The sequence below is a fragment of the Rathayibacter sp. AY1C2 genome, from assembly GCF_002931195.1.
Taxonomy (GTDB): domain Bacteria; phylum Actinomycetota; class Actinomycetes; order Actinomycetales; family Microbacteriaceae; genus Rathayibacter.
On record NZ_PSWG01000011.1, the window covers coordinates 42,408 to 63,220 of the forward strand.

A 20,813-nucleotide genomic window follows, 5' to 3' on the forward strand; every position below is an offset into this window, starting at 1 on the left:
TCCTGCAGGGCCTTGGCGTCCTGAAGAAGTGTGTTCACGCTATTTCACCGGCAATGTCTTGGGCCGCCAGCTCTCGCGGCGGGTCTCGAATTCGGAAATGAGCGCTTCGTCGCGCAGGGTCAGGCCGATGTCGTCCAGGCCCTCGATCAGGCGCCATCGAGTGTAGTCGTCGATCTCGAAGTCGAAGGTCTCGCCACCGGCGGTGACCGTACGCGCAACCAGATCCACCGTCGGTTCTATTCCCGGGGTGCCCTCGATGATCTCCCACAGCCGCTCGACGTCGGGCTCCGAGACGACGGCCGCGAGCAGTCCCTGCTTGCCGGCGTTGCCCCGGAAGATGTCGCCGAAGCGGGGGGAGATGACGACCCGGAAGCCGAAGTCGCGCAGCGCCCAGACGGCGTGCTCGCGGCTGGAGCCGATGGCGAAGTCGGGGCCGGCGACGAGGATGCCGGCGCCGCGGTAGCGCTCCTGGTTGAGGACGAAGTCCGCGTCCTGCCGCCAGCCGTGGAAGAGCGCGTCCTCGAAGCCGGTCTTCGTGATGCGGCGGAGGTAGATGCCGGGGAGGATCTGGTCGGTGTCGACGTTGGCGCGCTTCAGGGGCGCGGCGATCGCGGTGACGGTCTCGAACTTCTGCACGGTCAGACTCCTGCTCTCTCGCGGACCGGCTCCAGATCGGAGGGACTGGAGAGGGTGCCGCGCACGGCCGTGGCCGCGGCGACGAGGGGCGAGACGAGGTGGGTCTTCGCCCCCTTGCCCTGACGACCCTCGAAGTTGCGGTTGGACGTGGAGGCCACGCGCTCCCCCAGGACGAGCTGGTCGGTGTTCATCCCGAGGCACATCGAGCAGCCGGCGAAGCGCCACTCCGCGCCGAACGCGGTGACGATCCGGTCGATCCCCTCGGCCTCGGCCTCGAGCCGCACCCGGGCGGAGCCGGGGACGACCATCACGCGGACGCCGGGGGCCTTGGTGCGCCCCTCGACGACGGCAGCGAAGGCCCGCAGGTCCTCGATCCGCGAGTTGGTGCAGGAGCCCATGAAGACCACGTCGACCGGGATCTCCTTCATCGGCGTGCCGGGCTCCAGCGCCATGTACTCCAGCGCTCGCAGAGCGCTGGCGCGCTCGTTCGGATCGTCGAGGACGTCAGGGTCCGGTACCGCCTGCGAGAGCGAGACGCCCTGGCCGGGGTTCGTGCCCCAGGTGACGAACGGCTCGAGCGCGTCGGCGTCGATCACGACCTCGGCGTCGAACACGGCGCCCTCGTCGCTCGGCAGCGTCCGCCAGTAGGCGACCGCGGCGTCCCAGTCCTCGCCCGCCGGAGCGTGCGGGCGGCCGTGCAGGTAGGCGAAGGTCGTCTCGTCCGGCGCGACCATGCCGGCCCGCGCACCCGCCTCGATCGACATGTTGCAGATCGTCATCCGGCCCTCCATCGAGAGCGCGCGGATCGCGGAGCCGCGGTACTCGAGGATGTAGCCCTGGCCGCCGCCGGTGCCGATGCGGGCGATGACCGCGAGGATGATGTCCTTGGCCGTCACCCCCTCCTTCAGCGTGCCCTCGACCGTGATCGCCATCGTCTTGAAGGGTTGCAGCGGCAGCGTCTGCGTCGCCATCACGTGCTCGACCTCGCTCGTGCCGATGCCGAAGGCGATCGCGCCGAACGCGCCGTGCGTGGAGGTGTGCGAGTCGCCGCAGACCACCGTGACGCCGGGCATCGTCAGGCCCAACTGGGGGCCGACGACATGCACGATGCCCTGCTCGACGTCGCCCAGGGAGTGCAGGCGGACGCCGAACTCGCCGGCGTTGCGGCGCAGCGCGTCGATCTGGGTGCGGCTGATCGGATCCTCGATGGGGCGTCCGATCTCGAGGGTCGGCGTGTTGTGGTCCTCGGTGGCGATGGTGAGGTCCGGCCGGCGCAGCGGGCGCCCCGCGGCACGCAGGCCGTCGAACGGCTGCGGGCTGGTCACCTCGTGCAGCAGGTGCAGGTCGATGTAGAGCAGGTCGGGAGCGCCGTTCTCGCCCGCGACGACCACGTGGTCGTCCCAGACCTTCTCGGCGAGGGTGCGCGGCTTCTCGGCTCTCCTGCCGGTCCCTGCTCCACTCGACGCGGGCGCGGCTGTGCCGGGTGTGGTCTCGATCATGACGGTTCCTTCTCCTCCTGGAGTCGCTGCTCGGCCGGGCGAGGCACCGCGACGAGGGAGGCCGTCAGTTCGAGGTCTCGTCGCGGCACGGAAGGAGGTGCGGGCCACTCAGCATGGACCGAGAATAGCACCGCGCTCCCCCGCCTCCCGGGCGGGCGCGGCACGGAGTCGCCCGGCTCAGGCGCGGGCGTCGAGCACGGCGTCGACGACGACGACGGTGACGTTGTCCCGTCCGCCGGCCTCGACCGCCGCACGCACGAGCGCCTGAGCGAGGTCGGCAGGGTCGCCGGAGTCGCGGCGGGCGAACAGGGCGGCGATCCGCTGGTCGGAGAGCTCCTTCGTCAGCCCGTCGGAGCAGAGCAGGTAGCTGGCGCGCGGCACGACCGGCAGCGTCCAGACGTCCGTCTCGACCTCCTCGTCGGCGCCGAGGGCGCGGGTGACGATGTTGCGGTCGGGATGCGACTCCGCCGACTCGGGGGTGAGCAGGCCGGCCGAGACGAGCTCCTGCACGGCGGAGTGGTCCACCGTCAGCTGCTGGAGTTCGGCACCGTCCCAGCGGTAGACGCGGGAGTCCCCGACGTTGAACAGCGCCCAGCGGGCCGGGCCCGCGGGCTCGGGGAGCACGAGCATCAGCCCGGTCAGCGTCGTGCCGCAGAGCGCACCGCCCACGTCGAGCGCGCGCACGGCCGTGTTGGCGCCCTCCACCAGGTCGAACACCGCGTCCACCGGACCCAGGCTCGTCGGCCGGTTCTCGCGCAGCGCCTCGACGGCGGCTGCGCTCGCGAGGTCCCCTCGTGCGTGCCCGCCCATCCCGTCCGCGACTGCCAGGAGCAGCTCGTCGGCGAGGAGGGCGTCCTCGTTGACGCGGCGGACGGCGCCGACGTCGGTGCTGCTGCTGACGGCGAGCCGCAGCGCCCCCTGGGGCAGGTCGACCGTGGTCGTCGTCATCGCGGGATCACTTCTCCTCGGCGGAGGACCGGGCGTCGTCCGCGACGACCTCGGGGTGCCCGTCGTGCAGCTGGATGTGGCGGTGCTCGCGGCGCATCTTCGCCAGGCTCGCCAGCGTCGCCACGGTCATGCTCAGCACGATGACCACGAGCGAGGTGATCGTGTCGATGTCCCACACCGGCACCGGCTCGCCCCCGTTGAGGAAGGGCAGGTCGTTCTCGTGCAGGGCGTGCAGGACGAGCTTCACGCCGATGAAGGCGAGGATGAACGCGATCCCGTACTTGAGGTACTCGAGCTTGTCGATCAGCCCGCCGAGCAGGAAGTAGAGCTGGCGGAGCCCCATCAGCGCGAAGACGTTCGCGGTGAACACGATGAAGGGGCTCTCGGTGATGCCGAAGATCGCCGGGATCGAGTCGAGCGCGAAGAGCAGGTCGGTCGAGCCGATCGCGAGGAACACGATCAGCATCGGCGTGAAGTGGCGCGTGCCGTCGATCGTGGTGCGGATCCTGGAGCCGTCGAACGAGTCCGAGATCTTGACGCGGCGGCGCAGGAGCCGGATGAGCAGGTTGTCGGTGCCCTCGTCCTCGTCCTCCGCGCCGAACGCCTGGTTCCAGGCCGTGTAGACCAGGAACGCGCCGAAGAGGTAGAAGATCCAGCTGAAGCTCTCGATGAGCTGCGCGCCGAGCAGGATGAAGACGCCGCGGAAGACCAGCGCGATGATGATGCCCACCATCAGCACCTCCTGCTGGAGCTTCGCCGGCACCGCGAAGCGGCCCATGATGATGACGAAGACGAACAGGTTGTCGACCGAGAGGCTGTACTCGGTCAGCCAGCCTGCGACGAACTGGCCGGCCAGCTCGCCGCCGCCGAGGATCAGCATCAGCAGCGCGAACACGAGCGCCAGCGACACGTAGAAGCCGACCCACAGCCCCGACTCCTTCAGGCTCGGCACGTGCGGGCGCTTGTAGACCAGCAGCAGGTCGGCGGCGAGGATCAGGCTCAGGACGACGAACGAGCCGATCACGAACCAGACGGGCAGATCGAGCATGGGGGCCTTCCGAGTGGATGAGGGGCCGAAAGTCTCTCCCCGGGGAGCGGACGGCCGTGCCGGTCCGCGTCACCCGTCCCGCCCCGGCGCCGCGCAGGGGCGGTGCGTACTGACGGGAGCGGAAAGGCGGGATACTCCCCTTCGCGGATGCGATCCTAGCGCCGATCCGGCGGAATGCGGCCCCGGGGAGGCGGAGCGGGAACGAGGCGATCGGCGCGATGCGTCGAGCGGGTGCCGCGTGGCGAGCACCCGGGTGTTAAACGAGAAGAACCCCCGGTCAGACCGGGGGTTCTTCTCGTGTTGCCGTGGTGACCCCAGCGGGATTTGAACCCGCGTTACCGCCGTGAGAGGGCGACGTCCTAGGCCGCTAAACGATGGGGCCGCGTTTTTGCAACTCGAAGAGTGTTGCACACGGATCCGCATCGACGCAAATCGAGCGCCCGGCCCATCCGGTCTCCGCTCGGCCCCGGCCTTGCCCGCCGCCCGCCGAGGCGGTTGGCTCGGGGCATGAGACTGACGAAACTCGAGCACGCCGCCGTCCTGATCGAGGAGGACGGCGCCCGGCTGGTGATCGATCCGGGGTCCTTCACCCGGCCCGTCGAGGGGACGACCGACACCGTCGCCGTGGTGCTCACCCACGAGCACGCCGACCACTGGACCCCGGAGCAGCTGCAGCGCCTGCGCGACGCGGCCCCGTCGCTGCGGATCCTCGGCCCGGCCGGGGTCGCCGCCGCCGCCGAGGGCTTCGACGTCGAGACGGTCGCCGACGGCGATGTCGTGACGGTGGGCCCGTTCGAGCTGCGCTTCTTCGGCTCCCGTCACGCGGTGATCCACCGCAGCATCCCCGTGATCGACAACGTGGGCGTCCTGGTGAACGGCCGGGTCTACTACGCCGGCGACTCGTTCACAGTGCCGGAGGGCGTCGATGTCGAGATCCTCGCTGCTCCCTCGGGAGCACCGTGGATGAAGATCGCCGAGGCGATGGACTACGTGCTCGAGCTCGCCCCGCGGCACGCCTTCGCGACCCACGAGCAGGTGCTCTCGGAGGCGGGGCGCTCGCTCGGCCACGACCGGCTCGGCTGGGCGGTGCGCGAGGGCGGCGGCGAGTACCACGCCCTCGAGCCGGGCGACGTGCTGGAGCTCTGACGGCGGGACTCGCCCGCGATCACTCGTACCATCCGGGCGCCCGCTCCTCGTGCCGTGGCTCACCGGACCGGCGGAGCCGCCGTCGCCCGAGCGCGAGAAGCAGCAGGGAGAGGCCCAGAGCGAGGATGCTCGGCGGGACGGCGACGAGGAGCGCCGGGCCCGGAGCGACCGCCTGCAGGACACTGCTCGCGCTCGGCTGCCCGTCGGCCACGCCGACCACGAGCGCTATCGACGGCGACACGACGATTAGGGCTGCCAGCCACGCTGGAACCAGGACGAGGGCCGGAGCGAGCGACGGTGTCGACGTCGATCGCCGAAGTGCCAGCGCCGCACACGGGAGGACGAAGACGAGCGCTCCAGGAAGGAGCCCGACCGCCGCGAGGAAGAGGAGGAGGGAGGCGAAGCCGGGTTCCACGAGCGCTCCGAGTCCCGCCAGCGCCGCCGTCACGCCGACCGGGAGGAGGGAGACGGCTGCGGCCCACCCGAGAACGCGCAGCGCGCGTGGCTCCGCGCCATCGGAGACGTCGATCACGAGGTCCTCGAGGGGGCCGGCGAGCGTCGGCCGCCGGTGAAGCGAGGGGTCGACGACCCCTCACGGCCTGCTGGAGTCCTGGCGGTGCAACGACGACGGCCGGGCCGGGGGCGCGCCCCGGCCCGGCCGTCGATCCGATCCCTCACCGGATCAGTAGTACTCGCCCTGGCGGTAGTCCCAGGAGTTGAACTGCTCGGCGAGGTTCAGCATGATGCGCTCGTAGTCGAGGCCGCGGCGGATCAGCACGGGGCCCGGGGTGATCGAGCGCTCGCCGCCCTGCACGGGGATGAGGGCGCCCGAGGCGTCCACCATCGAGACCATGACGCCCTGCTCGTGGCGGGAGTCCTCGTCCTTGTCCGGCTGGATCGAGGAGACGTAGGAGTCGGCCGAGACGATGACGTCGGCCTCGTTCTCGATCCGCTCGCCGATGTTCGCGACGCGGCCGCGGTTGCCCACGCCCGAGGGGTTGGCCGAGCTGGCGAAGGTGAGGGTGCGGTCGCGCTCCCACATGGTGGCGACCAGCTGCTCGGCCGGGCGGCCGAAGCGGATGACGAAGCAGCTGGTGCCCCGTCCGTCGCGGACCAGCTCGCGGGCGTCCTCGTCGATCAGGTCGACGGCCTCGGCCTTCCACGGGAGGATGCAGCCGAGCAGGACGTCCTGGTCCCAGTGCTTCTGGTAGAAGGCGAGGACCTCCTCGTTGAGCTCGGCGAGCTCGGTGAGCTGCTCGATGCTGGAGCAGAGCACGACGCCCGGCTTGTTGCGGTTGCGCTGCTTGGCCGAGAACTTGCGCTCGAGGCCCGCTCCGTCGGTCGTCATCAGGATGTAGCCGACCTTGGTCGCGCAGACGACCAGTCCACCGGGGGCGTAGAGCGCGTCCACCGCTTCCGCAGGAGCCTGCTCACGCCATTCGATCACCGTCGTGCTGGTCATTCTTTCCCTTTCGTGGTGTCCAGAGACGCCATGGGCGGGGCCCCGGCCGAGCGGAAGCCTAGCGGATCGCCTCCCGTCGTCCGCGGCGGTGATGCCGCGAACGGACGCGCACCGGGCTCCGGATCGACTCCGGTGCCCGGTGCGCGCCCGTCCGCGCCGCGCGCGCCGACGGGACGGCTCAGGCGAGGGCCGTGAGCGAGCCTCGCGCGAGCGTGTTGACGGTCAGATGGAAGCCGACCAGCGAGGCCGGAGTCGACTCGTCGACCGGCAGCGTCGGCACTCCGAGCGCGTGCACCGTGAAGAGGTAGCGGTGCGGGCGGTCACCGGGCGGCGGGGCCGCACCGGCGTAGGCGAGCGACCCGAGGTCGTTGAGCGCCGGGCGCCCCACTTCCGTCGAGCCGGCGGCCAGCTCGGTGACCTCCTTCGGGATGTCGACCAGGACCCAGTGGTGGATGCCGCCGAGGGTCGGCGCATCGGGGTCGAACACGGTCACGGCGTACGACTGCGTGCCCTCGGGGCCGGCGCTCCAGCGCAGGGACGGGCTGGTGTCGCCGCTCCCCTGGGCCTCGGCGAGCCGCTCGCCGTCGGTCACGTCGTCGCTGGACACCTCCAGGGGCGCCGTCGCGGGCAGGAAGTCGAGCGGGTGCGGGGGCGTGCTCCTGGTCAGATCGGTCATGTCGTTCTCCTTCTCTCTCAGTCGGTGACTCGGCCGCGGACGCCGTCGAGCCAGTAGTCGGAGTGGCGGTCCGCGGTCGCCGCGTCGCGGAACGAGTACGTCTTCAGCAGCCAGCGGAAGCGGGTCTTGTCGCGGTCCTGGACGTCGACGAGCTGACGGCTGTGCAGGCCGTCCTGGTTCGCGATGATCAGCAGGTCCGCGTCGCGGATCCGGTGGTACTGCTCGCTGACCTTCGAGAGCGCATCGCGGAACTGCCAGAGCGCCCACAGGTGCGGCAGGTCGTCCGGGTCGGCCGGCACCGTCCGGGTGTCGTAGTAGCGGAAGCTGTGCTCGTTCTCGAGCAGAGCGTGCTGGTCCGACACGATCTGGTTCTTGTTCTGGGCGCGCGAGAGCTCGTCGAACGGGGTGATGTAGACCGCCTCGCGCAGGAGCGCCTGGTTCTCGGGTGAGATGAAGCGCAGGATCTCGCGGCCGTCGACGTACTTCGTGTAGACGAGGTCGGTCTCGGGCGTGCGCAGTCCCAGGAGCGAGATGAAGTCGGCGCGCACCGGGTGCGCGGTCCGCTCGTTGTGCCAGTACAGCTCGCCGTCGGTCTTCTGCGTCTGGGTGTTCGAGAAGCGGTTGTCGGCGTAGACGTCCTGGAAGAAGTCGCCGTTGTTGCGGGTGGCGTACGCGAGCAGCGGCGAGCCGAGGTACTGCGACTGCAGCTCGAGCAGGCCCTCGCCGACGAACGTCAGCTTCTTGCGGTACTTGTCCTCGAGCGCGTCGTCCTGGTCGAGCCAGGGGATCTCGTCGTCGACCGGGTTGTTCGAGATCAGGTGCGCGTAGGTGATCTTCTCGTCGCGCTCGCGCCGGATGCGGGCGAGCGCGTCGACGAAGCCCTGCGGGACGTCGCCGCTGTCGATCAGCGCGGCGATCGCGTCGCGGAAGCGGTCGTAGTCCTTGTAGGGGTCGATGGCGACCGCCAGCAGCGACTGCTGGAGGGTCGATCTGTCGGAATCGGAGAACGTGTAGATGGGCTGCATTGCTTCACTCCTTGCACGTGGATGAGGGACGCCGCCGGCGGGCTCGTCCCGGACTTCCTCTGTCACTCCGCTTCCGTGGTGACGGCCCTCCTCTCCTGTCGTCGCATCGAGACGGCCCCGATCGTCTGCGCGAGGACCGCGAGGACGACGAGGACGATGAGGGTCGGCGCGGTCCCTCCCGTGAGGGGGACGAGTATCCCGGCGCCGACGAGCAGGACGGCCTGGAGGATCCCCTGGTTGCGCTCCAGTCCGCGCATCACCGCGACCCGGGCGCCGTCCTCGAGCCCGTTCATCGCCGGCGCCAGGGCGATCATCGTCGCGGGCCGCACGAAGCCGCCCGCGATCCCGAGCAGGGCCAGGCCGGCGATCGCGGCGCCGAGCACCCCGAGGGTGGTCAGGGCGAGGCCCAGCACCTGGGTGAGCGCCGTCAGCCGGAAGACCAGGGGCGTGCCGGCGATGAGCGGCGAGAGCCGGGCGGCGGCCAGGCCGGCGAGCGTGTAGAGGCCGAGCACCAGGCCGAACGCGGGCAGCGTCAGACGCAGCTCCTGGAACAGCAGCAGCGGGATCACGAAGGTGTAAGCGGCGAGCAGGACGGCGCGGTTCACGGAGTAGTAGAGAGACCAGAAGCGCACCGCGGCGGGCAGGACGGCCGGCCGCACGGCGCGCGCCGCCACTCCCGAGGCGGCGCTCGCGCCGAGCGGCAGGCGGGCAAGGAGCACCACGGCCAGCGCGGCGCACGACACGAGCGCGCTGAGGAGGAACGGCAGCCGGTCCCAGAGCGCGAGCGAGGCGGCCCCGAGCACTCCCGCGCCGAAGGAGGCGAGGAACATTCCGCTCTGCACCCGCGTCTCCTGGCGGCGAGCATCGGCTCCGGCGCGCAGCGAGGAGGCCAGCGCGGCGTCCCGCCCGGCCGTCAGCGAGAAGCCGCAGCCGGCGAGCAGCTGGCTGATCACGACGGCGACCGGATCCGCGTCCAGCACGATCACGACGAGGCCCAGTGCCTTCACGCCCTCGCCGACGACGAGCGCGCCCGCCGAGGACAGGCGGCGTGTGAGCGGCGAGAGCGGGCCGTCGGCGAGCGCCGCCACCACTCCGTAGAGCGCCAGCAGCAGCGCCACGGCCAGGATCGGGTAGCCCCGCGCCAGCAGGAACACCGCGACCACGGGCAGGTGGAAGTAGGCGCGCGAGACGATCCGGTAGACCGTGATCAGCCCGGCGGCGCTGCGGCCGCGCGGGGCGTCCCCGCGCCCGAGGTCAGACAAGGGAGGGCACGACGACGCGCAGTGCGTCGGCGCCCACGTCGCCCTGACGGACGATCGACGCGCCGCCCACGAGGGAGACGATCGTGCTGCTCATCGTGGAGTCGGGGGCGGTGGTGCTGCGGATCAGGTAGTCGCTGTCGCCGCCGAGGTGCTCCGCGGCGAGGTCGAAGTCGACGAGTCCGGTCGACACCGTGCCGCTGATGTTGGCGGAGGTGGCCGCGAGCGGCAGGCCCGCGAATATCGAGAGCAGGTTGATCGGGGCGCTGAGGTTGTGCACGACCGACACCGTGTCCTGGCCCGAGGTGACCCAGTCCGGGACGACGGGCTTGCGGCGCAGGATGACGTTCAGCGGCCCCGGCCAGAACGCTGCGACGAGCGCGTCCATGTCGGCCGTCTCCGGGGCGAAGGCCCAGGTCGCCCAGTCGCGGGGCGCGGAGACGAAGAGGGTGAGCGGCTTCGCGCCGTCCCGCTTCTTCATGTCGTAGAGGCGGAAGCAGGCGCTGCGCGAGAAGGGGCTGGCGAACACGCCGTAGTTCGTGTCGGTCTGCGCGATGACGGTCGCGCCCTCGCGGAGCTCCTGCCCGACGCGCCGGAGCTCGTCGAGATCGGTCGCGTCGATGATCTGTGCCGTCATGGGTAGTGCTCCTGCTGCGCTCGGGCGCGTCCGGGCGGGGCCGGATCGCGTCGCTGTCGTGTGGCCCGCTGACGGCGGCGCCCCACGGAGGGCGCCTGGCGGGTCGGACGGCGGAGGCCGTCCGGATGCGGGTGACCACGGAGGAGAGATGCGGCTGCGTCCTCCCCCCGAGGACGTCTGCCCGGTGAAAGTAGCAGGGTGCGCATCCGGCCCGCGTGTTCGCGACGCTGCATGACGAAGGAAGTCGTCGACGTCGGGGAGCAGGGTCGGGGATCGGTATGTTCCGCTGACGCGCCGCGTCTCCGCGGCGTTCTCCCGGCTCCGCGGATCCGCGCGATCGTCCGTCTGGCGGCGCACCACGGCCGGGGCTGGACGGCTCGCGGCGACCCGGTCTCCGGGCCCTCCCGCTCCTCGACAGAAGGACCGCCCATGACCGACTACTGGCCCGTGCTCCTCATCCTGCTCACGATCGTGGCCGTCGTGGTCCTGATCGTCGTGCTGAAGGTCGAGCCGGTGATCGCCCTCCTCGTCTCGGCCCTCGGGCTCGGCCTCGTCTCGGGGCAGGGCGGCGAGGGGACGGTGACCGCGATGACGTCCGGATTCGGCGCGGTCCTCGGCGACATCGGCCTGCTGATCGCGCTCGGCTTGCTGCTCGGATCGCTCCTGGAGGCGCTGGGCGTGGCCCCGCTGCTCGCCCGCTGGCTCGTGAAGCGCTTCGGTCGGCGCGCGCTCCCGGTCGCCTACGCGCTGACCCTGGGCGTCGCCTTCCCCTCGATCTACTCCGACGTGCTGGTCGTGATGAGCGCACCGCTGACTCGTCTGGCCTCGCGGGGGCTCGGTGCCGGTGGCTACGGGCTGCTGGCCGGCTCCTCCATCGTCGGGATGATCGTGGGCGTGGTCTTCGTCGTCCCCGGAGCCGCCGCGCTGGCCACGGCAGGCATCGCGGGCGCTCCCCTGCCGTCGATGGTCGCCATCGGCGCCCCGCTGGGCATCGTCACCATCGTGCTGACCGTGCTGGTGTACAGCGCCCTGGTGAAGCGCGGCGGCTGGCGGGACGAGCGCGACCTCGAGGGCGGGGCGGTCCCGGGGCCCGCTCTCGAGCCCGAGGCGGGCGCGGCCACGGGAGGCACGGCGCTCGCGACGCGGCGGGTGCCGCTCGCGCTGGCCGTCGCTCCGATCGCCCTCACCATCGTGCTGATCGCCGCGAACTCGCTCACCCAGCTGGCCGAGCTCGACGTCCCCCTCCTGCGGTTCCTCGGCGACGCGCACATCGCGCTGCTGGCCGGCTTGGTGCTGGCCTACGCGACGGCACTGCGGACGCTCCCGAAGGGCGCCGTGGCCACGGCACTGGGCGGAGCACTGACCCGCAGCGGCCCGATCGTCGTCCTGACCGGGGTCAGCGGCAGCCTCGCCGCCGTGGTCGGAGGAACCGGGGTCGGCGACGCGCTCGCCGGCGCCTTCGACGGGCGGGCCCTCTCGCCGATCCTGCTCACCTGGGTCGTCGCGGCCGTGCTGCACGCGGCGATCGGCTCGGTCTCGACGGCCGCGATCACCGCGGTCGGCATCGTCGCCCCGCTGATCCCCGTGCTCGACGTGAACCCGGCGCTGATCGCCCTGGCCGCCGGCTCCGGCGCGCTCTTCCTCGGGATGGTCAACGCCAACGCGTTCTGGCTCTTCAAGTCCGTGCTCGGCCTCACCGTGCGGGGCACGTTCACCGCCTACTCGCTGACGCTCTCGATCGCCTCGGTGATCTCGCTGCTGGCGCTGCTGGTGGCGGGAACGTTCGTCTGAGCGTCGGCCGGCCCCCACGAGGCCACGCTCGCGAGGTCGGCGCCGAACTCGACCCGGAGGCGCACGGGCGCGCCCCCGCGCAGCACGCCCGGCAGCCAGAGGCGGGCGTCATCCCACATCCGCTCGAACGGCACCTCCTCGACCGGGACGAAGGCGGCGGCGAGCTCGCTCGACTCGGTGACCTCGCCGGTGACGCGGCGGCAGAGGAAGACGTGCGAGCGCTGGCTCCAGGCCGGCCGGTGCGGGAAGGAGTAGTCGAGCACGCCGCGCGGCTCCAGATCGGCCGCTCGGGCGACGAGCCCGGCCTCCTCCTGCAGTTCGCGGACGGCGGCGGCGACGGGCGACTCGCCGGGCTCGAGCTTGCCGCCGGGAGCGACCACGCGCCCCTCGCCGAGGCCGCGGCGCTTCCGGCCGAGCAGCACCTCCGCGCCCCGCGGGCCCTCGCGGAGGACGTAGACGACGCACACCTCGGGCAGTCCCACCGCGCACCTCCGCTCGCCGGGGCCGGGGGCCCGGCACCGCCGTCGTAGGCTAGCCCGGTGACGACGACCGCGCTCGAGCGCTTCCAGGCCCTGCTGCGCGTCGACACCGTGTCCCACTCGGACGAGTCGGCGACCGACTGGAGCCGCTTCCACGCCTTCCGGGAGCTCGTCGCCGAGCTCTACCCGGCGCTGCACGCGGCGCTGGAGTCCGAGACCGTCGCCGGCCACTCCCTCCTCTGGCGCTGGCGCGGTGAGGAGCCGGGCGAGCCGGCCGTGCTGATGGCCCACTACGACGTGGTCAGCGTGACGGCGGCGGAGTGGTCGCACGACCCGTTCGCGGCCGAGACGGTCGTCGCCGCGGACGGCCGCACCTCCGTCGTGGCGCGCGGCGCCCTCGACGACAAGGGCTCCCTCGTCGCCCTCCTCGAGGCGGTCGAGGCGGCCGTCCTGCGGGGCGAGCGGCCCCGGCACGACGTGTACCTCCTCTCCACGCACAACGAGGAGACGGCGGGCGACGGCGCCCCCTCGGTCGTCGCCCTGCTCGGCGCGCGCGGGGTCCGCCCGCGCCTCGTGCTCGACGAGGGCGGGAACGTGCGGCGCGGCATCCTGCCCGGCGTCACCACCCCGATCGCCGTGATCGGCGTCACCGAGCGCGGGATCATGAACCTCGAGCTGACCTGCCGCGACGTCGGCGGCCACGCCTCCGCTCCGCCGCCCCCGCCCGGGCTGCTCGCCACCCAGCGGCTCGCGAGGGCGATCCACCGCCTGACCGAGAACCCGTTCCCCTCGACCCTCCCGGAGCCGATCGCCCAGCTGGTGCGCGCGGCGGCCGACCACGCGGACGCGGCCCACGCCGTCTCGTACGCACGACCGCACGAGCACCCGGACGCCGTCGTCGGCGCGCTCGCCGCCCACTCCAACCGCTCGGCGGCGATGCTGCGGACGACGGTCGCGATCACCGAGCTGCGGGGCAGCACCGGAGCGAACGTCCTCGCCTCCAGCGCCAGCGCCACCGCGAACGTGCGGATCAACCCGGGCGGCACCGTGGCGGGCGTGGTCGAGCGCATCCGCGCCGTCATCGACGACCCGGAGGTCGAGGTCGAGGTGAAGGTCGCCCACGAGCCCTCCCCCGTCTCCCCCACCGGCGAGCCCGGCGACGGCGGGCCGTACGACCTGCTCCGCGCGGTCGTGCAGGAGTCGTTCCCGGACGCGGTCGTCGCCCCCTACGTGCAGACCGGCGGCAGCGACGCGCGGCACTTCCACGCGATCAGCGACCACGTCTACCGCTTCATCCCGTTCGAGATCAGCCCGCGGCAGCAGCTCGGGATCCACGGGGTCGACGAGTCGGTCGAGGCCGACCAGTTCGAGCGCGCGATCGAGTTCTACGCGCGGCTGCTCGCCCGGCTCTGATCGCGGCAGTCCTTCGGGGTCGGGGAGGACCGCGCAGCGACCGGCAACCTGGGAGAACCGTTCGATGACGCGCCGACCGGTGTTGGCCCGGAGTTCACCCCGCGATGATGGACTGGTCTCAGCGGGGTCGCCTCCGCTGGAGCAGTGCGCAAGTGCCGACGCCGGGTCGCGTGATCCGGCTCCCGCCGATCGTGGAACCCGAGGATCATGTCCCTCCGCCAGGCCGAGTACCCCCGGCCCAACCACTTCATCCTTCACCTGAGCGACACCCACTTCATCGCCGGAGACGGCGGCCTGTACGGCTCCGACGTCGACAGCGAGGCCCAGCTGCGGCTCCTGTTCGACGAGCTGGAGGCGTCCGGCGGACGTCCGGAGGCCGTCGTCATCACGGGTGATCTCGCCGACAAGGGCGAGCCGGAGGCGTACGCGAAGCTGCGCGCCGTCGTCGAGCCCGCGGCCGCACGCCTCGGCGCCGAGGTGATCTGGGTGATGGGCAACCACGACGACCGCGGCGCGTTCCGCTCGGGGCTGCTCGACCAGCTCCCGACCACGCAGCCGATCGACCGCGTGCACGACGTCAACGGGCTCCGGATCATCGCGCTGGACTCCACCGTGCCCGGCGCCCACTACGGCGAGATCTCGGACGCGCAGCTCGACTGGCTGGCGGAGGAGCTCTCCAGCCCGGCCCCGCACGGCACGATCCTCGCGCTGCACCACCCGCCGGTGCCGAGCGTGCTCGACCTGTCGGTCCTCGTGGAGCTGCGCGACCAGCCCGCCCTCGCGGAGGTGCTCGAGGGCTCCGACGTCCGCAGCATCATCGCGGGCCACCTGCACTACTCGTCGACGGCGATGTTCGCCGGCATCCCGGTCTCGGTCGCGTCGGCCACCTGCTACACCCAGGACCTCAACGTGCCGGTGGGAGCGACCCGCGCCCGCAACGGCGCCCAGGCGTTCAACCTGATCCACGTCTACGACGGCACGGTGCTGCACTCGGTGGTGCCGATCGGCGCCTCGACCGAGGTGTCCTACGTCTCGGCGAACGAGACGCAGCGGATCCTCGCGGACCACGGCGTCGAGATCGCCGCGGCGACGGCGGCCCCCGTCGCCCGCGACGAGGCGCTGTACCCGCCGCTCGTGGAGCCGGTGGGCGTCAGCGCGTAGCGGCGCGGCGGGGCGTCGGGGTCGCCCCGACGCCTCCGGGCGCCGCGTCGACCGCGTCCTCGGACACGGCCGGCGGTGTCAGCGCCCGCCGGCGCGGTCCCGTGCGAACAGCCACCCGGCGAACGCCAGCGCCGCGGCCAGCGCGACGCCCACGCCAACGCCCGCTCCCACTCCGATGCCCGGGAACACGAGCGAGCTCGCCAGGCCGAGCAGCAGCCCGGCCACCGCTCCCCCGACGGCCCAGCCCACGGTCAGTCCTCGCGCTCCCACGGAGCCGGGATCGGGTAGTACTCCTCGAGGAACCCGATGACGGCCTTGGTGCGCGCCTCCGCCGAGATCTCGGGGAAGCTGCCGTCGTTGAGGCAGAAGAAGTCGACTCCGCGGTTCTTGAGGAGCTTGCGCATGTCCTTCAGCCCCTGGTGCATCGTCGTGTCGACGTACTTCACCGAGGCGTTCTCCTGCACGACCGCGCGCCCGGTCATCAGCGCGTAGTAGTGGTAGAGCGAGTTGGTGACGGAGACGTCGCTCGCGGAGCGGAAGCGGCTCGCGGCGGTCGCGGTGAACTCCGGCTCGAACTCGGCCTCGAGCTCGGCCATCACGGTCTTGCGGAGCGGCGTGGCGGCGTGCTCGAGGTGACGGGTCGTCATCGCGCCGAAGCGCTCGCGGAGCAGGCGCCGGTTGACGCGGGCCGCGTTCTCGAAGCCGCTGCGGGAGGCGTTGGAGTCGCCCATGCCGATGCGCGTCGTCGCCTCGATGAACTTCGTGATGCCCCCGGGCGAGAAGAAGATCGACGGGTCGACCGGGCGCCCGAAGAACATGTCGTCGTTGGAGTAGAGGAAGTGCTCCGCCAGCCCCGGGATGCGGTGCAGCTGGCTCTCGACCGCGTGGGAGTTGTGCGTCGGCAGCACCGAGAGGTCGCGGAAGTGGTCCTCGCTGCGCACGAGGGTGACGTCCGGGTGCTCGTCCAGCCAGCGCGGGCGCGGGGAGTCGGTGACGATGTAGATGTGCCGGATCCACGGCGCGTACATGTAGACGCTGCGCAGGGCGTACTTGAGCTCGTCGATCTGACGGAAGCGCGCCGGAGCGTCGTCGCCCTCCCCCACCACGTAGCTCGCCATGCGGGCCGCACGGGCGCGCTGGAACTCCAGGTCGGTGCCGTCGACCCACGAGAAGACGATGTCCACCTCGAAGCGGATGTCGCTGACGAGCGGCTCGAACATGCCCTCGAACGTCGGCCAGGTGCGGCCGTAGGCCTCGACGTGGGCGTCGATGGCTTCGGCGACGGGGAGGCTGTTGCGCATGAGCGCGTTCTCGGCGGGAGTGATGATCTCCTCCTCGCCCACCTTCCACAGCTCGAGGCGGACGCCGCTGCGGGCGCCGTAGCGCAGCGATCCCGTCGAGGAGACGCGCGGGCGGAAGAGCTTGAAGACGGAGGCGCGCGGGTACGGCGCGAGCACGCCCTCGGCCAGGAGCTGCGGCGGGGTGCCCCGCTTGTCGACCGTCTTGGCGTAGAAGGGCTCGGTCGCGAAGGCGCGCGCCAGCAGCGTCGCCAGCTCGGCGCCGAGCACGCGGTCCACCGCGAGGAAGGGCGAGCCGTCGGTGCCGCGGATGAGGCGGTAGGGGAATTCGGCGGCGTCGAGGACCTCGCCGATGGCGATCAGGTCCTCGGTCCAGGCCGCGCGGGGCGTCGTACTCGAGTTCACCAGCGAGAACAGGCCGGCATGGACCACGACGTCGTCGCGGTCGAAGTGGCGCGGGCGCAGGAGCGGTGACGGAAGAGCACGGACGGAAGGCATGATTCACATTATCCGCCGTGGATTTCGTCCGTGTGACCGGGCCGTCGGCTTGACAGCGACCGCGGGGCCGCACGGTCAGCGCGAGAGCGACCCCAGACGGTCCCCCGCCTTCTCCGCGGCCTTCGCGGCCCGCCTGGCGCGGTGCCGCTCCTCGGCGGCGACGACCCCCAGCGCGAAGGCTCCCTCCCCGCTGCGATCGGCCTCCTCCAGGATCAGCGCACGGGCGGCGAGCGCGTCGCGCTCCTCCCCCAGGGCGTCGGCGAGGTCCTCGCCCGCCTCGGCGAGCGAGCGGCGCCGGGCGCCGACGGCCTCGGGGACGACCGCCCGCCACGCCTCCACGGTGTAGCGGAGCCGCTTCGCCGCCTTCCGCAGGTCGTGACGAGCCTCGAGCGAGCCGCCGGCCGCCGCGGACCCCGCCGCGGAGATGCGCGCGAGGTCCTTCGCGACGGAGCGGCGCACCAGCGCCGTCGCGCTCGAGCTGGCCCGCGCGGTGCGGGGCGGATCCGCGAGCAGGGCGTCGAGCGAGGCGAGGAGCGCGAGGTAGCGGCCGCCGCGCAGAGTGCGGTCGACGCGGCGCAGCGCCGAGGCGTGCCGGTGCTCGATCTCCTCCAGCAGGGCGGTGGGGGTGCTCGGGGCGCCCTCGACGGCCGCCAGGGAGGTGCGGAACCGCTCGGCGAGCACCTCCTGGTCGCGGGCCGCGCCGAGGACCCCTCCCAGCCAGCGCAGCTCGTCCCGCACGGGGTCGGTCGCCGCACGGTCGAGCACGGAGCGGGAGGCGGCGAGGACGGACCGGAGCCGGCGCGCGAGCACGCGCATCCGGTGCAGGGCGTCGTCGGCCTCGAGGCGCACCCGCGGGTCGACGGCGCGCAGCTCTCGCAGGAGCGAGCGGACCGCGGCGAGCGCCGCCTCCCCGCCGTTCCGCGGATCCGGGACCGTCTCCTCGATCGGGCCGCCGGTGGCCCGGGCGAGCTTGGAGGCGCTGGCGGCCGGGCGGGCGCCCGCGGCGAGGAGGCGCTGCTCGATCGCGTCGAGGACCCGCTCGCCCTCGTCGCCCGGGACGTCGACGAGCTCGACCTCCCACTCCCTCCAGCGCCGCTCGCGGCCGGTGCGCTGGTCGCGCGCGGTCACCAGGTCGTCGGCGATCTCGGCGAGCTCCCGCCCGTGGGAGTCGAGGGCGCGGGTGATCGAGCGGACCGTCTCGAGCATTGCCAGCGGCTCGAGCGGCGCGCGCCCCACCTGCCCGAGCACCGGCTCGCGGACGGCGGACGGGACCGTGCGCGAGGCCGTGAGCTCCGCGTGGATCTCGGTGCGGCCGGAGGAGCCGGGCAGCTTGACGTGCCAGCCCTGGTCGGATCCGCCCTCGCGGCGGCGCAGCGTGATGCGCCCCCGGGACAGAGCGCGCTCGGCGGTGTCGAAGTACTCGGCGCGGAGGGTCACCGGCTCCTCGGTGCGGACGCTCGCGACGCTCCCGGTGCCGGTCAGGTCGGGCAGCCGGGTGCCCGCGTCGACGTCGTACTTGCGCTCGACCTCGGTCTGCACTCTCCGCGCACCGCCCGCCCGGGACGTCGCCGACTCGTTCTCCGCACCGCTGGCCATGCTCCATTGTGATCACGCCCGGCGCCGCTGCGGCACCCCGGGCGGCCAGGGGCGCCCTCGCCCTAGGCTGGAGCGATGACCGCGCCCGTTCCGCCCGTCGCCCGCCGCGTCCCCCTCGAGCGCCGCCACCACGGCGACGTGGTGGTCGACCGCTACGAGTGGCTGCGCGAGAAGGAGAGCCCCGAGGTGATCGCGCACCTCGAGGCCGAGAACGCGTACACCGAGGCGGTGCTGGCTCCTCTCGCTCCGCTGCGCGAGCGCCTGTTCGAGGAGATCCGCTCGCGGACGAAGGAGACCGACCTCTCGGTCCCCGTCCGGGAGGGCTCCTGGTGGTACTTCTCGCGCTCCTACGAGGGCCGCCAGTACGCCGTGCACTGCCGAGCGCCGATCAGCGGGCCGGACGACTGGACGCCGCCGTCGATCGCCGAGGGCGGTCCGCTCGAGGGCGAGCAGGTCGTCCTGGACGGCAACGCGGAGGCGGAGGGGCACGACTTCTTCTCGCTCGGCAGCTTCGACGTCTCGGCCGACGGCCGACGGCTGCTCTTCGGCACCGACGTCGAGGGCGACGAGCGCTACACCCTCCGCATCCGCGACCTCGAGACCGGCGAGGACCTGCCGGATGTCATCGAGGGCACCGGCGGCGGAGCGACCTTCGGCGCCGACGCGCGCTTCGTCTTCTACCCGACCGTCGACGAGTCCTGGCGCCCCGACACGATCTGGCGGCACGAGGTCGGCGCCGGGACCCCGGACGAGGTCGTCTTCGCCGAGCCCGACGAGCGCTACTGGATCGGCGTGGGCCTCACCCGCAGCCGCCGCTTCCTCGTCATCGAGATCGGCAGCAAGATCACGAGCGAGTGCCTGCTGCTGGACGCGTCCGACCCGACCGGCTCCTTCCGCTCGGTGTGGCCGCGACGCGAGGGCGTGGAGTACGAGGTCGAGCACGCCGTCGTCGACGGACGCGACCGCCTGCTGATCGTGCACAACGACGGCGCCCTCGACTTCGAGATCGTCGAGGAGCCGGCCGACCTGTCGCGCGACGCCGACGCCCGGGCCCGCGAGCGCCGCGTGGTGGTGCCGCACCGCGAGGGCCGCCGGATCGAGGGCGTCGACGCCTTCGCCGGGCACGTCGTGGTCTCGTACCGCGCCGACGGAGCCACCCGGCTCGGGCTGCTCCGCGAGGACGGCACCGGAGCGCGGCTCGAGGAGATCGTCTTCGACGAGCCGCTCTACGACGCGGGCCTGGCGGGGAACCCGGAGTGGGAGCAGCCCTCCCTCCGCCTCGCCTACACCTCGTTCGTCACCCCCTCGACCGTGCTCGCGCTCGACATCGCGACGGGCGAGCGCACGGTGCTCAAGCAGCAGCCGGTGCTCGGCGACTACGACCCCGCGCTCTACGTGCAGAGGAGGGAGTGGGCCGTGGCGGAGGACGGCACGCGGGTGCCGCTCTCGCTCGTCTGGCGCCGCGACGCCGCCGATCCGGACTCGGCCCCCGCGCCGCTCCTCCTCTACGGCTACGGCTCGTACGAGGCGAGCATCGACCCGGGCTTCTCGATCGCGCGCCTCTCGCTGCTCGACCGCGGCGTCGTCTTCGCCGTCGCGCACGTCCGCGGCGGCGGGGAGATGGGCCGCTCCTGGTACGAGAACGGGAAGACGCTGGCGAAGCGGACGACCTTCACCGACTTCGTCTCCGCGGCGCGGCACCTGGTCGACGCGGGCTTCACCACTCCGGACCGCCTGGTCGCGCAGGGAGGGTCGGCCGGCGGCCTGCTGATGGGCGCGGTCGCGAACCTCGCCCCGGAGGCGTTCGCCGGCGTCCTCGCGCAGGTCCCGTTCGTCGACGCGCTCACCTCGATCCTCGACCCGTCGCTCCCGCTCACGGTGATCGAGTGGGACGAGTGGGGCGACCCGCTGCACGACGCCGAGGTCTACGCCTACATGAAGTCGTACTCGCCCTACGAGAACGTCCGCGAGGGCGTGCAGTACCCCCGGATCCTCGCGACGACGAGCCTCAACGACACCCGGGTGCTGTACGTGGAGCCGGCGAAGTGGGTGGCCAGGCTCCGCGAGGTCGGCGCTCCCGCGCTGCTGCGCACCGAGATGACAGCGGGACACGGCGGAGTGAGCGGACGCTACGAGCGCTGGCGCGAGATCGCGTTCGAGTACGCCTGGACGCTGGACGTGCTCGAGCTGGCCTGAGCGCCCCGCCGCAAGCCCCTCCGCCCGTCGTCCGCGGCCAGTAGG

Annotated in this window: 19 protein-coding genes and 1 tRNA gene; 5 read left to right on the top strand and 15 right to left on the bottom strand. The window is 72.4% G+C overall.

Annotated features, from left to right (window positions below; genetic code table 11):
• Positions 1-39: 39 nt before the first annotated feature.
• The 5 genes from leuD to C5C55_RS09720 form a co-directional block, all read right to left on the bottom strand.
• Entirely contained in the window at positions 40-636 is a 597-nt protein-coding gene (gene leuD, locus C5C55_RS09700; RefSeq protein WP_104223089.1) for a 3-isopropylmalate dehydratase small subunit, read from the bottom strand.
• A 2-nt stretch (positions 637-638) separates the two neighbouring features.
• The gene (gene leuC, locus C5C55_RS09705; RefSeq protein ID WP_104223088.1) at positions 639-2,135 is read right to left on the bottom strand and encodes a 3-isopropylmalate dehydratase large subunit; all 1,497 of its coding nucleotides are present in this window, start codon (positions 2,133-2,135) and stop codon (positions 639-641) included.
• A gap of 177 nt (positions 2,136-2,312) precedes the next feature.
• Positions 2,313-3,083, bottom strand: a complete 771-nt coding sequence (locus C5C55_RS09710; protein WP_104223087.1) for a PP2C family serine/threonine-protein phosphatase — start codon at positions 3,081-3,083, stop codon at positions 2,313-2,315.
• Positions 3,084-3,090: 7 nt separating this feature from the next.
• The gene (locus C5C55_RS09715) at positions 3,091-4,131 is read right to left on the bottom strand and encodes a TerC family protein (RefSeq protein WP_104223086.1); all 1,041 of its coding nucleotides are present in this window, start codon (positions 4,129-4,131) and stop codon (positions 3,091-3,093) included.
• Between the two features lie 306 nt (positions 4,132-4,437).
• Positions 4,438-4,513 (bottom strand) — tRNA-Glu (locus tag C5C55_RS09720).
• Between the two features lie 125 nt (positions 4,514-4,638).
• Here C5C55_RS09720 and C5C55_RS09725 point away from each other — a divergent pair.
• Positions 4,639-5,277, top strand: a complete 639-nt coding sequence (locus C5C55_RS09725) for an MBL fold metallo-hydrolase (protein ID WP_104225619.1) — start codon at positions 4,639-4,641, stop codon at positions 5,275-5,277.
• 19 nt (positions 5,278-5,296) lie between these two features.
• Here C5C55_RS09725 and C5C55_RS09730 read toward each other — a convergent pair whose 3' ends face one another.
• The 6 genes from C5C55_RS09730 to C5C55_RS09755 all read right to left on the bottom strand — a co-directional run bounded on the left by C5C55_RS09730 (position 5,297) and on the right by C5C55_RS09755 (position 10,336).
• Entirely contained in the window at positions 5,297-5,809 is a 513-nt protein-coding gene (locus tag C5C55_RS09730) for a hypothetical protein (protein ID WP_104233773.1), read from the bottom strand.
• A gap of 150 nt (positions 5,810-5,959) precedes the next feature.
• Complete coding sequence (locus C5C55_RS09735; protein WP_104223084.1) at positions 5,960-6,739, bottom strand: L-threonylcarbamoyladenylate synthase; 780 nt, start codon at positions 6,737-6,739, stop codon at positions 5,960-5,962.
• 178 nt (positions 6,740-6,917) lie between these two features.
• Entirely contained in the window at positions 6,918-7,415 is a 498-nt protein-coding gene (locus C5C55_RS09740; RefSeq protein ID WP_104223083.1) for a YbhB/YbcL family Raf kinase inhibitor-like protein, read from the bottom strand.
• A gap of 17 nt (positions 7,416-7,432) precedes the next feature.
• The gene (locus tag C5C55_RS09745) at positions 7,433-8,440 is read right to left on the bottom strand and encodes a TauD/TfdA family dioxygenase (RefSeq protein WP_104223082.1); all 1,008 of its coding nucleotides are present in this window, start codon (positions 8,438-8,440) and stop codon (positions 7,433-7,435) included.
• Between the two features lie 62 nt (positions 8,441-8,502).
• A complete protein-coding gene (locus C5C55_RS09750; protein WP_104233774.1) occupies positions 8,503-9,702 on the bottom strand; it encodes a hypothetical protein in 1,200 nt (399 codons plus the stop codon).
• Complete coding sequence (locus C5C55_RS09755; RefSeq protein ID WP_104225616.1) at positions 9,695-10,336, bottom strand: L-threonylcarbamoyladenylate synthase; 642 nt, start codon at positions 10,334-10,336, stop codon at positions 9,695-9,697. Before C5C55_RS09755 ends, C5C55_RS09750 begins: the two co-directional genes overlap by 8 nt.
• Positions 10,337-10,765: 429 nt before the next feature.
• Between C5C55_RS09755 and C5C55_RS09760 the strand changes: the two genes are divergently transcribed.
• Positions 10,766-12,127 (top strand): GntP family permease, encoded by a 1,362-nt coding sequence (locus C5C55_RS09760; RefSeq protein WP_181028702.1) that lies wholly within the window; start codon positions 10,766-10,768, stop codon positions 12,125-12,127.
• Here the strand turns inward: C5C55_RS09760 and C5C55_RS09765 are convergent.
• Positions 12,055-12,609 carry an 8-oxo-dGTP diphosphatase gene (locus tag C5C55_RS09765; protein ID WP_181065444.1) on the bottom strand — a complete coding sequence of 185 codons (555 nt, stop codon included), beginning with the start codon at positions 12,607-12,609 and terminating at the stop codon, positions 12,055-12,057. The genes C5C55_RS09760 and C5C55_RS09765 overlap by 73 nt on opposite strands.
• Before the next feature lie 57 nt (positions 12,610-12,666).
• On the opposite strand from C5C55_RS09765, the gene C5C55_RS09770 reads away from it, so the two are divergent.
• Positions 12,667-14,019 (top strand): M20/M25/M40 family metallo-hydrolase, encoded by a 1,353-nt coding sequence (locus C5C55_RS09770; protein WP_104233776.1) that lies wholly within the window; start codon positions 12,667-12,669, stop codon positions 14,017-14,019.
• Positions 14,020-14,226: 207 nt separating this feature from the next.
• Entirely contained in the window at positions 14,227-15,180 is a 954-nt protein-coding gene (locus C5C55_RS09775) for a phosphodiesterase (protein ID WP_104233777.1), read from the top strand.
• 78 nt (positions 15,181-15,258) lie between these two features.
• Here the strand turns inward: C5C55_RS09775 and C5C55_RS16590 are convergent, their stop codons facing one another.
• The 3 genes from C5C55_RS16590 to C5C55_RS09785 all read right to left on the bottom strand — a co-directional run bounded on the left by C5C55_RS16590 (position 15,259) and on the right by C5C55_RS09785 (position 18,572).
• Positions 15,259-15,429 (bottom strand): hypothetical protein, encoded by a 171-nt coding sequence (locus tag C5C55_RS16590; protein WP_159939285.1) that lies wholly within the window; start codon positions 15,427-15,429, stop codon positions 15,259-15,261.
• Between the two features lie 2 nt (positions 15,430-15,431).
• Entirely contained in the window at positions 15,432-16,976 is a 1,545-nt protein-coding gene (locus tag C5C55_RS09780; RefSeq protein ID WP_104233778.1) for a stealth family protein, read from the bottom strand.
• 75 nt (positions 16,977-17,051) lie between these two features.
• A complete protein-coding gene (locus tag C5C55_RS09785) occupies positions 17,052-18,572 on the bottom strand; it encodes a CYTH and CHAD domain-containing protein (RefSeq protein WP_104233779.1) in 1,521 nt (506 codons plus the stop codon).
• A 75-nt stretch (positions 18,573-18,647) separates the two neighbouring features.
• Here C5C55_RS09785 and C5C55_RS09790 point away from each other — a divergent pair, with 75 nt between their 5' ends.
• The gene (locus C5C55_RS09790; protein ID WP_104233780.1) at positions 18,648-20,768 is read left to right on the top strand and encodes a S9 family peptidase; all 2,121 of its coding nucleotides are present in this window, start codon (positions 18,648-18,650) and stop codon (positions 20,766-20,768) included.
• Positions 20,769-20,813: the final 45 nt, after the last annotated feature.

Coding starts and splice junctions, on each gene's coding strand:
- leuC (WP_104223088.1), bottom strand. CDS start 2,135: ATGATCGAGACCACACCCGGCACAGCCGCGCCCGCGTCGAGTGGAGCA.
- C5C55_RS09710 (WP_104223087.1), bottom strand. CDS start 3,083: ATGACGACGACCACGGTCGACCTGCCCCAGGGGGCGCTGCGGCTCGCC.
- C5C55_RS09715 (WP_104223086.1), bottom strand. CDS start 4,131: ATGCTCGATCTGCCCGTCTGGTTCGTGATCGGCTCGTTCGTCGTCCTG.
- C5C55_RS09725 (WP_104225619.1), top strand. CDS start 4,639: ATGAGACTGACGAAACTCGAGCACGCCGCCGTCCTGATCGAGGAGGAC.
- C5C55_RS09735 (WP_104223084.1), bottom strand. CDS start 6,739: ATGACCAGCACGACGGTGATCGAATGGCGTGAGCAGGCTCCTGCGGAA.
- C5C55_RS09740 (WP_104223083.1), bottom strand. CDS start 7,415: ATGACCGATCTGACCAGGAGCACGCCCCCGCACCCGCTCGACTTCCTG.
- C5C55_RS09745 (WP_104223082.1), bottom strand. CDS start 8,440: ATGCAGCCCATCTACACGTTCTCCGATTCCGACAGATCGACCCTCCAG.
- C5C55_RS09755 (WP_104225616.1), bottom strand. CDS start 10,336: ATGACGGCACAGATCATCGACGCGACCGATCTCGACGAGCTCCGGCGC.
- C5C55_RS09760 (WP_181028702.1), top strand. CDS start 10,766: ATGACCGACTACTGGCCCGTGCTCCTCATCCTGCTCACGATCGTGGCC.
- C5C55_RS09775 (WP_104233777.1), top strand. CDS start 14,227: ATGTCCCTCCGCCAGGCCGAGTACCCCCGGCCCAACCACTTCATCCTT.
- C5C55_RS09780 (WP_104233778.1), bottom strand. CDS start 16,976: ATGCCTTCCGTCCGTGCTCTTCCGTCACCGCTCCTGCGCCCGCGCCAC.
- C5C55_RS09785 (WP_104233779.1), bottom strand. CDS start 18,572: ATGGCCAGCGGTGCGGAGAACGAGTCGGCGACGTCCCGGGCGGGCGGT.
- C5C55_RS09790 (WP_104233780.1), top strand. CDS start 18,648: ATGACCGCGCCCGTTCCGCCCGTCGCCCGCCGCGTCCCCCTCGAGCGC.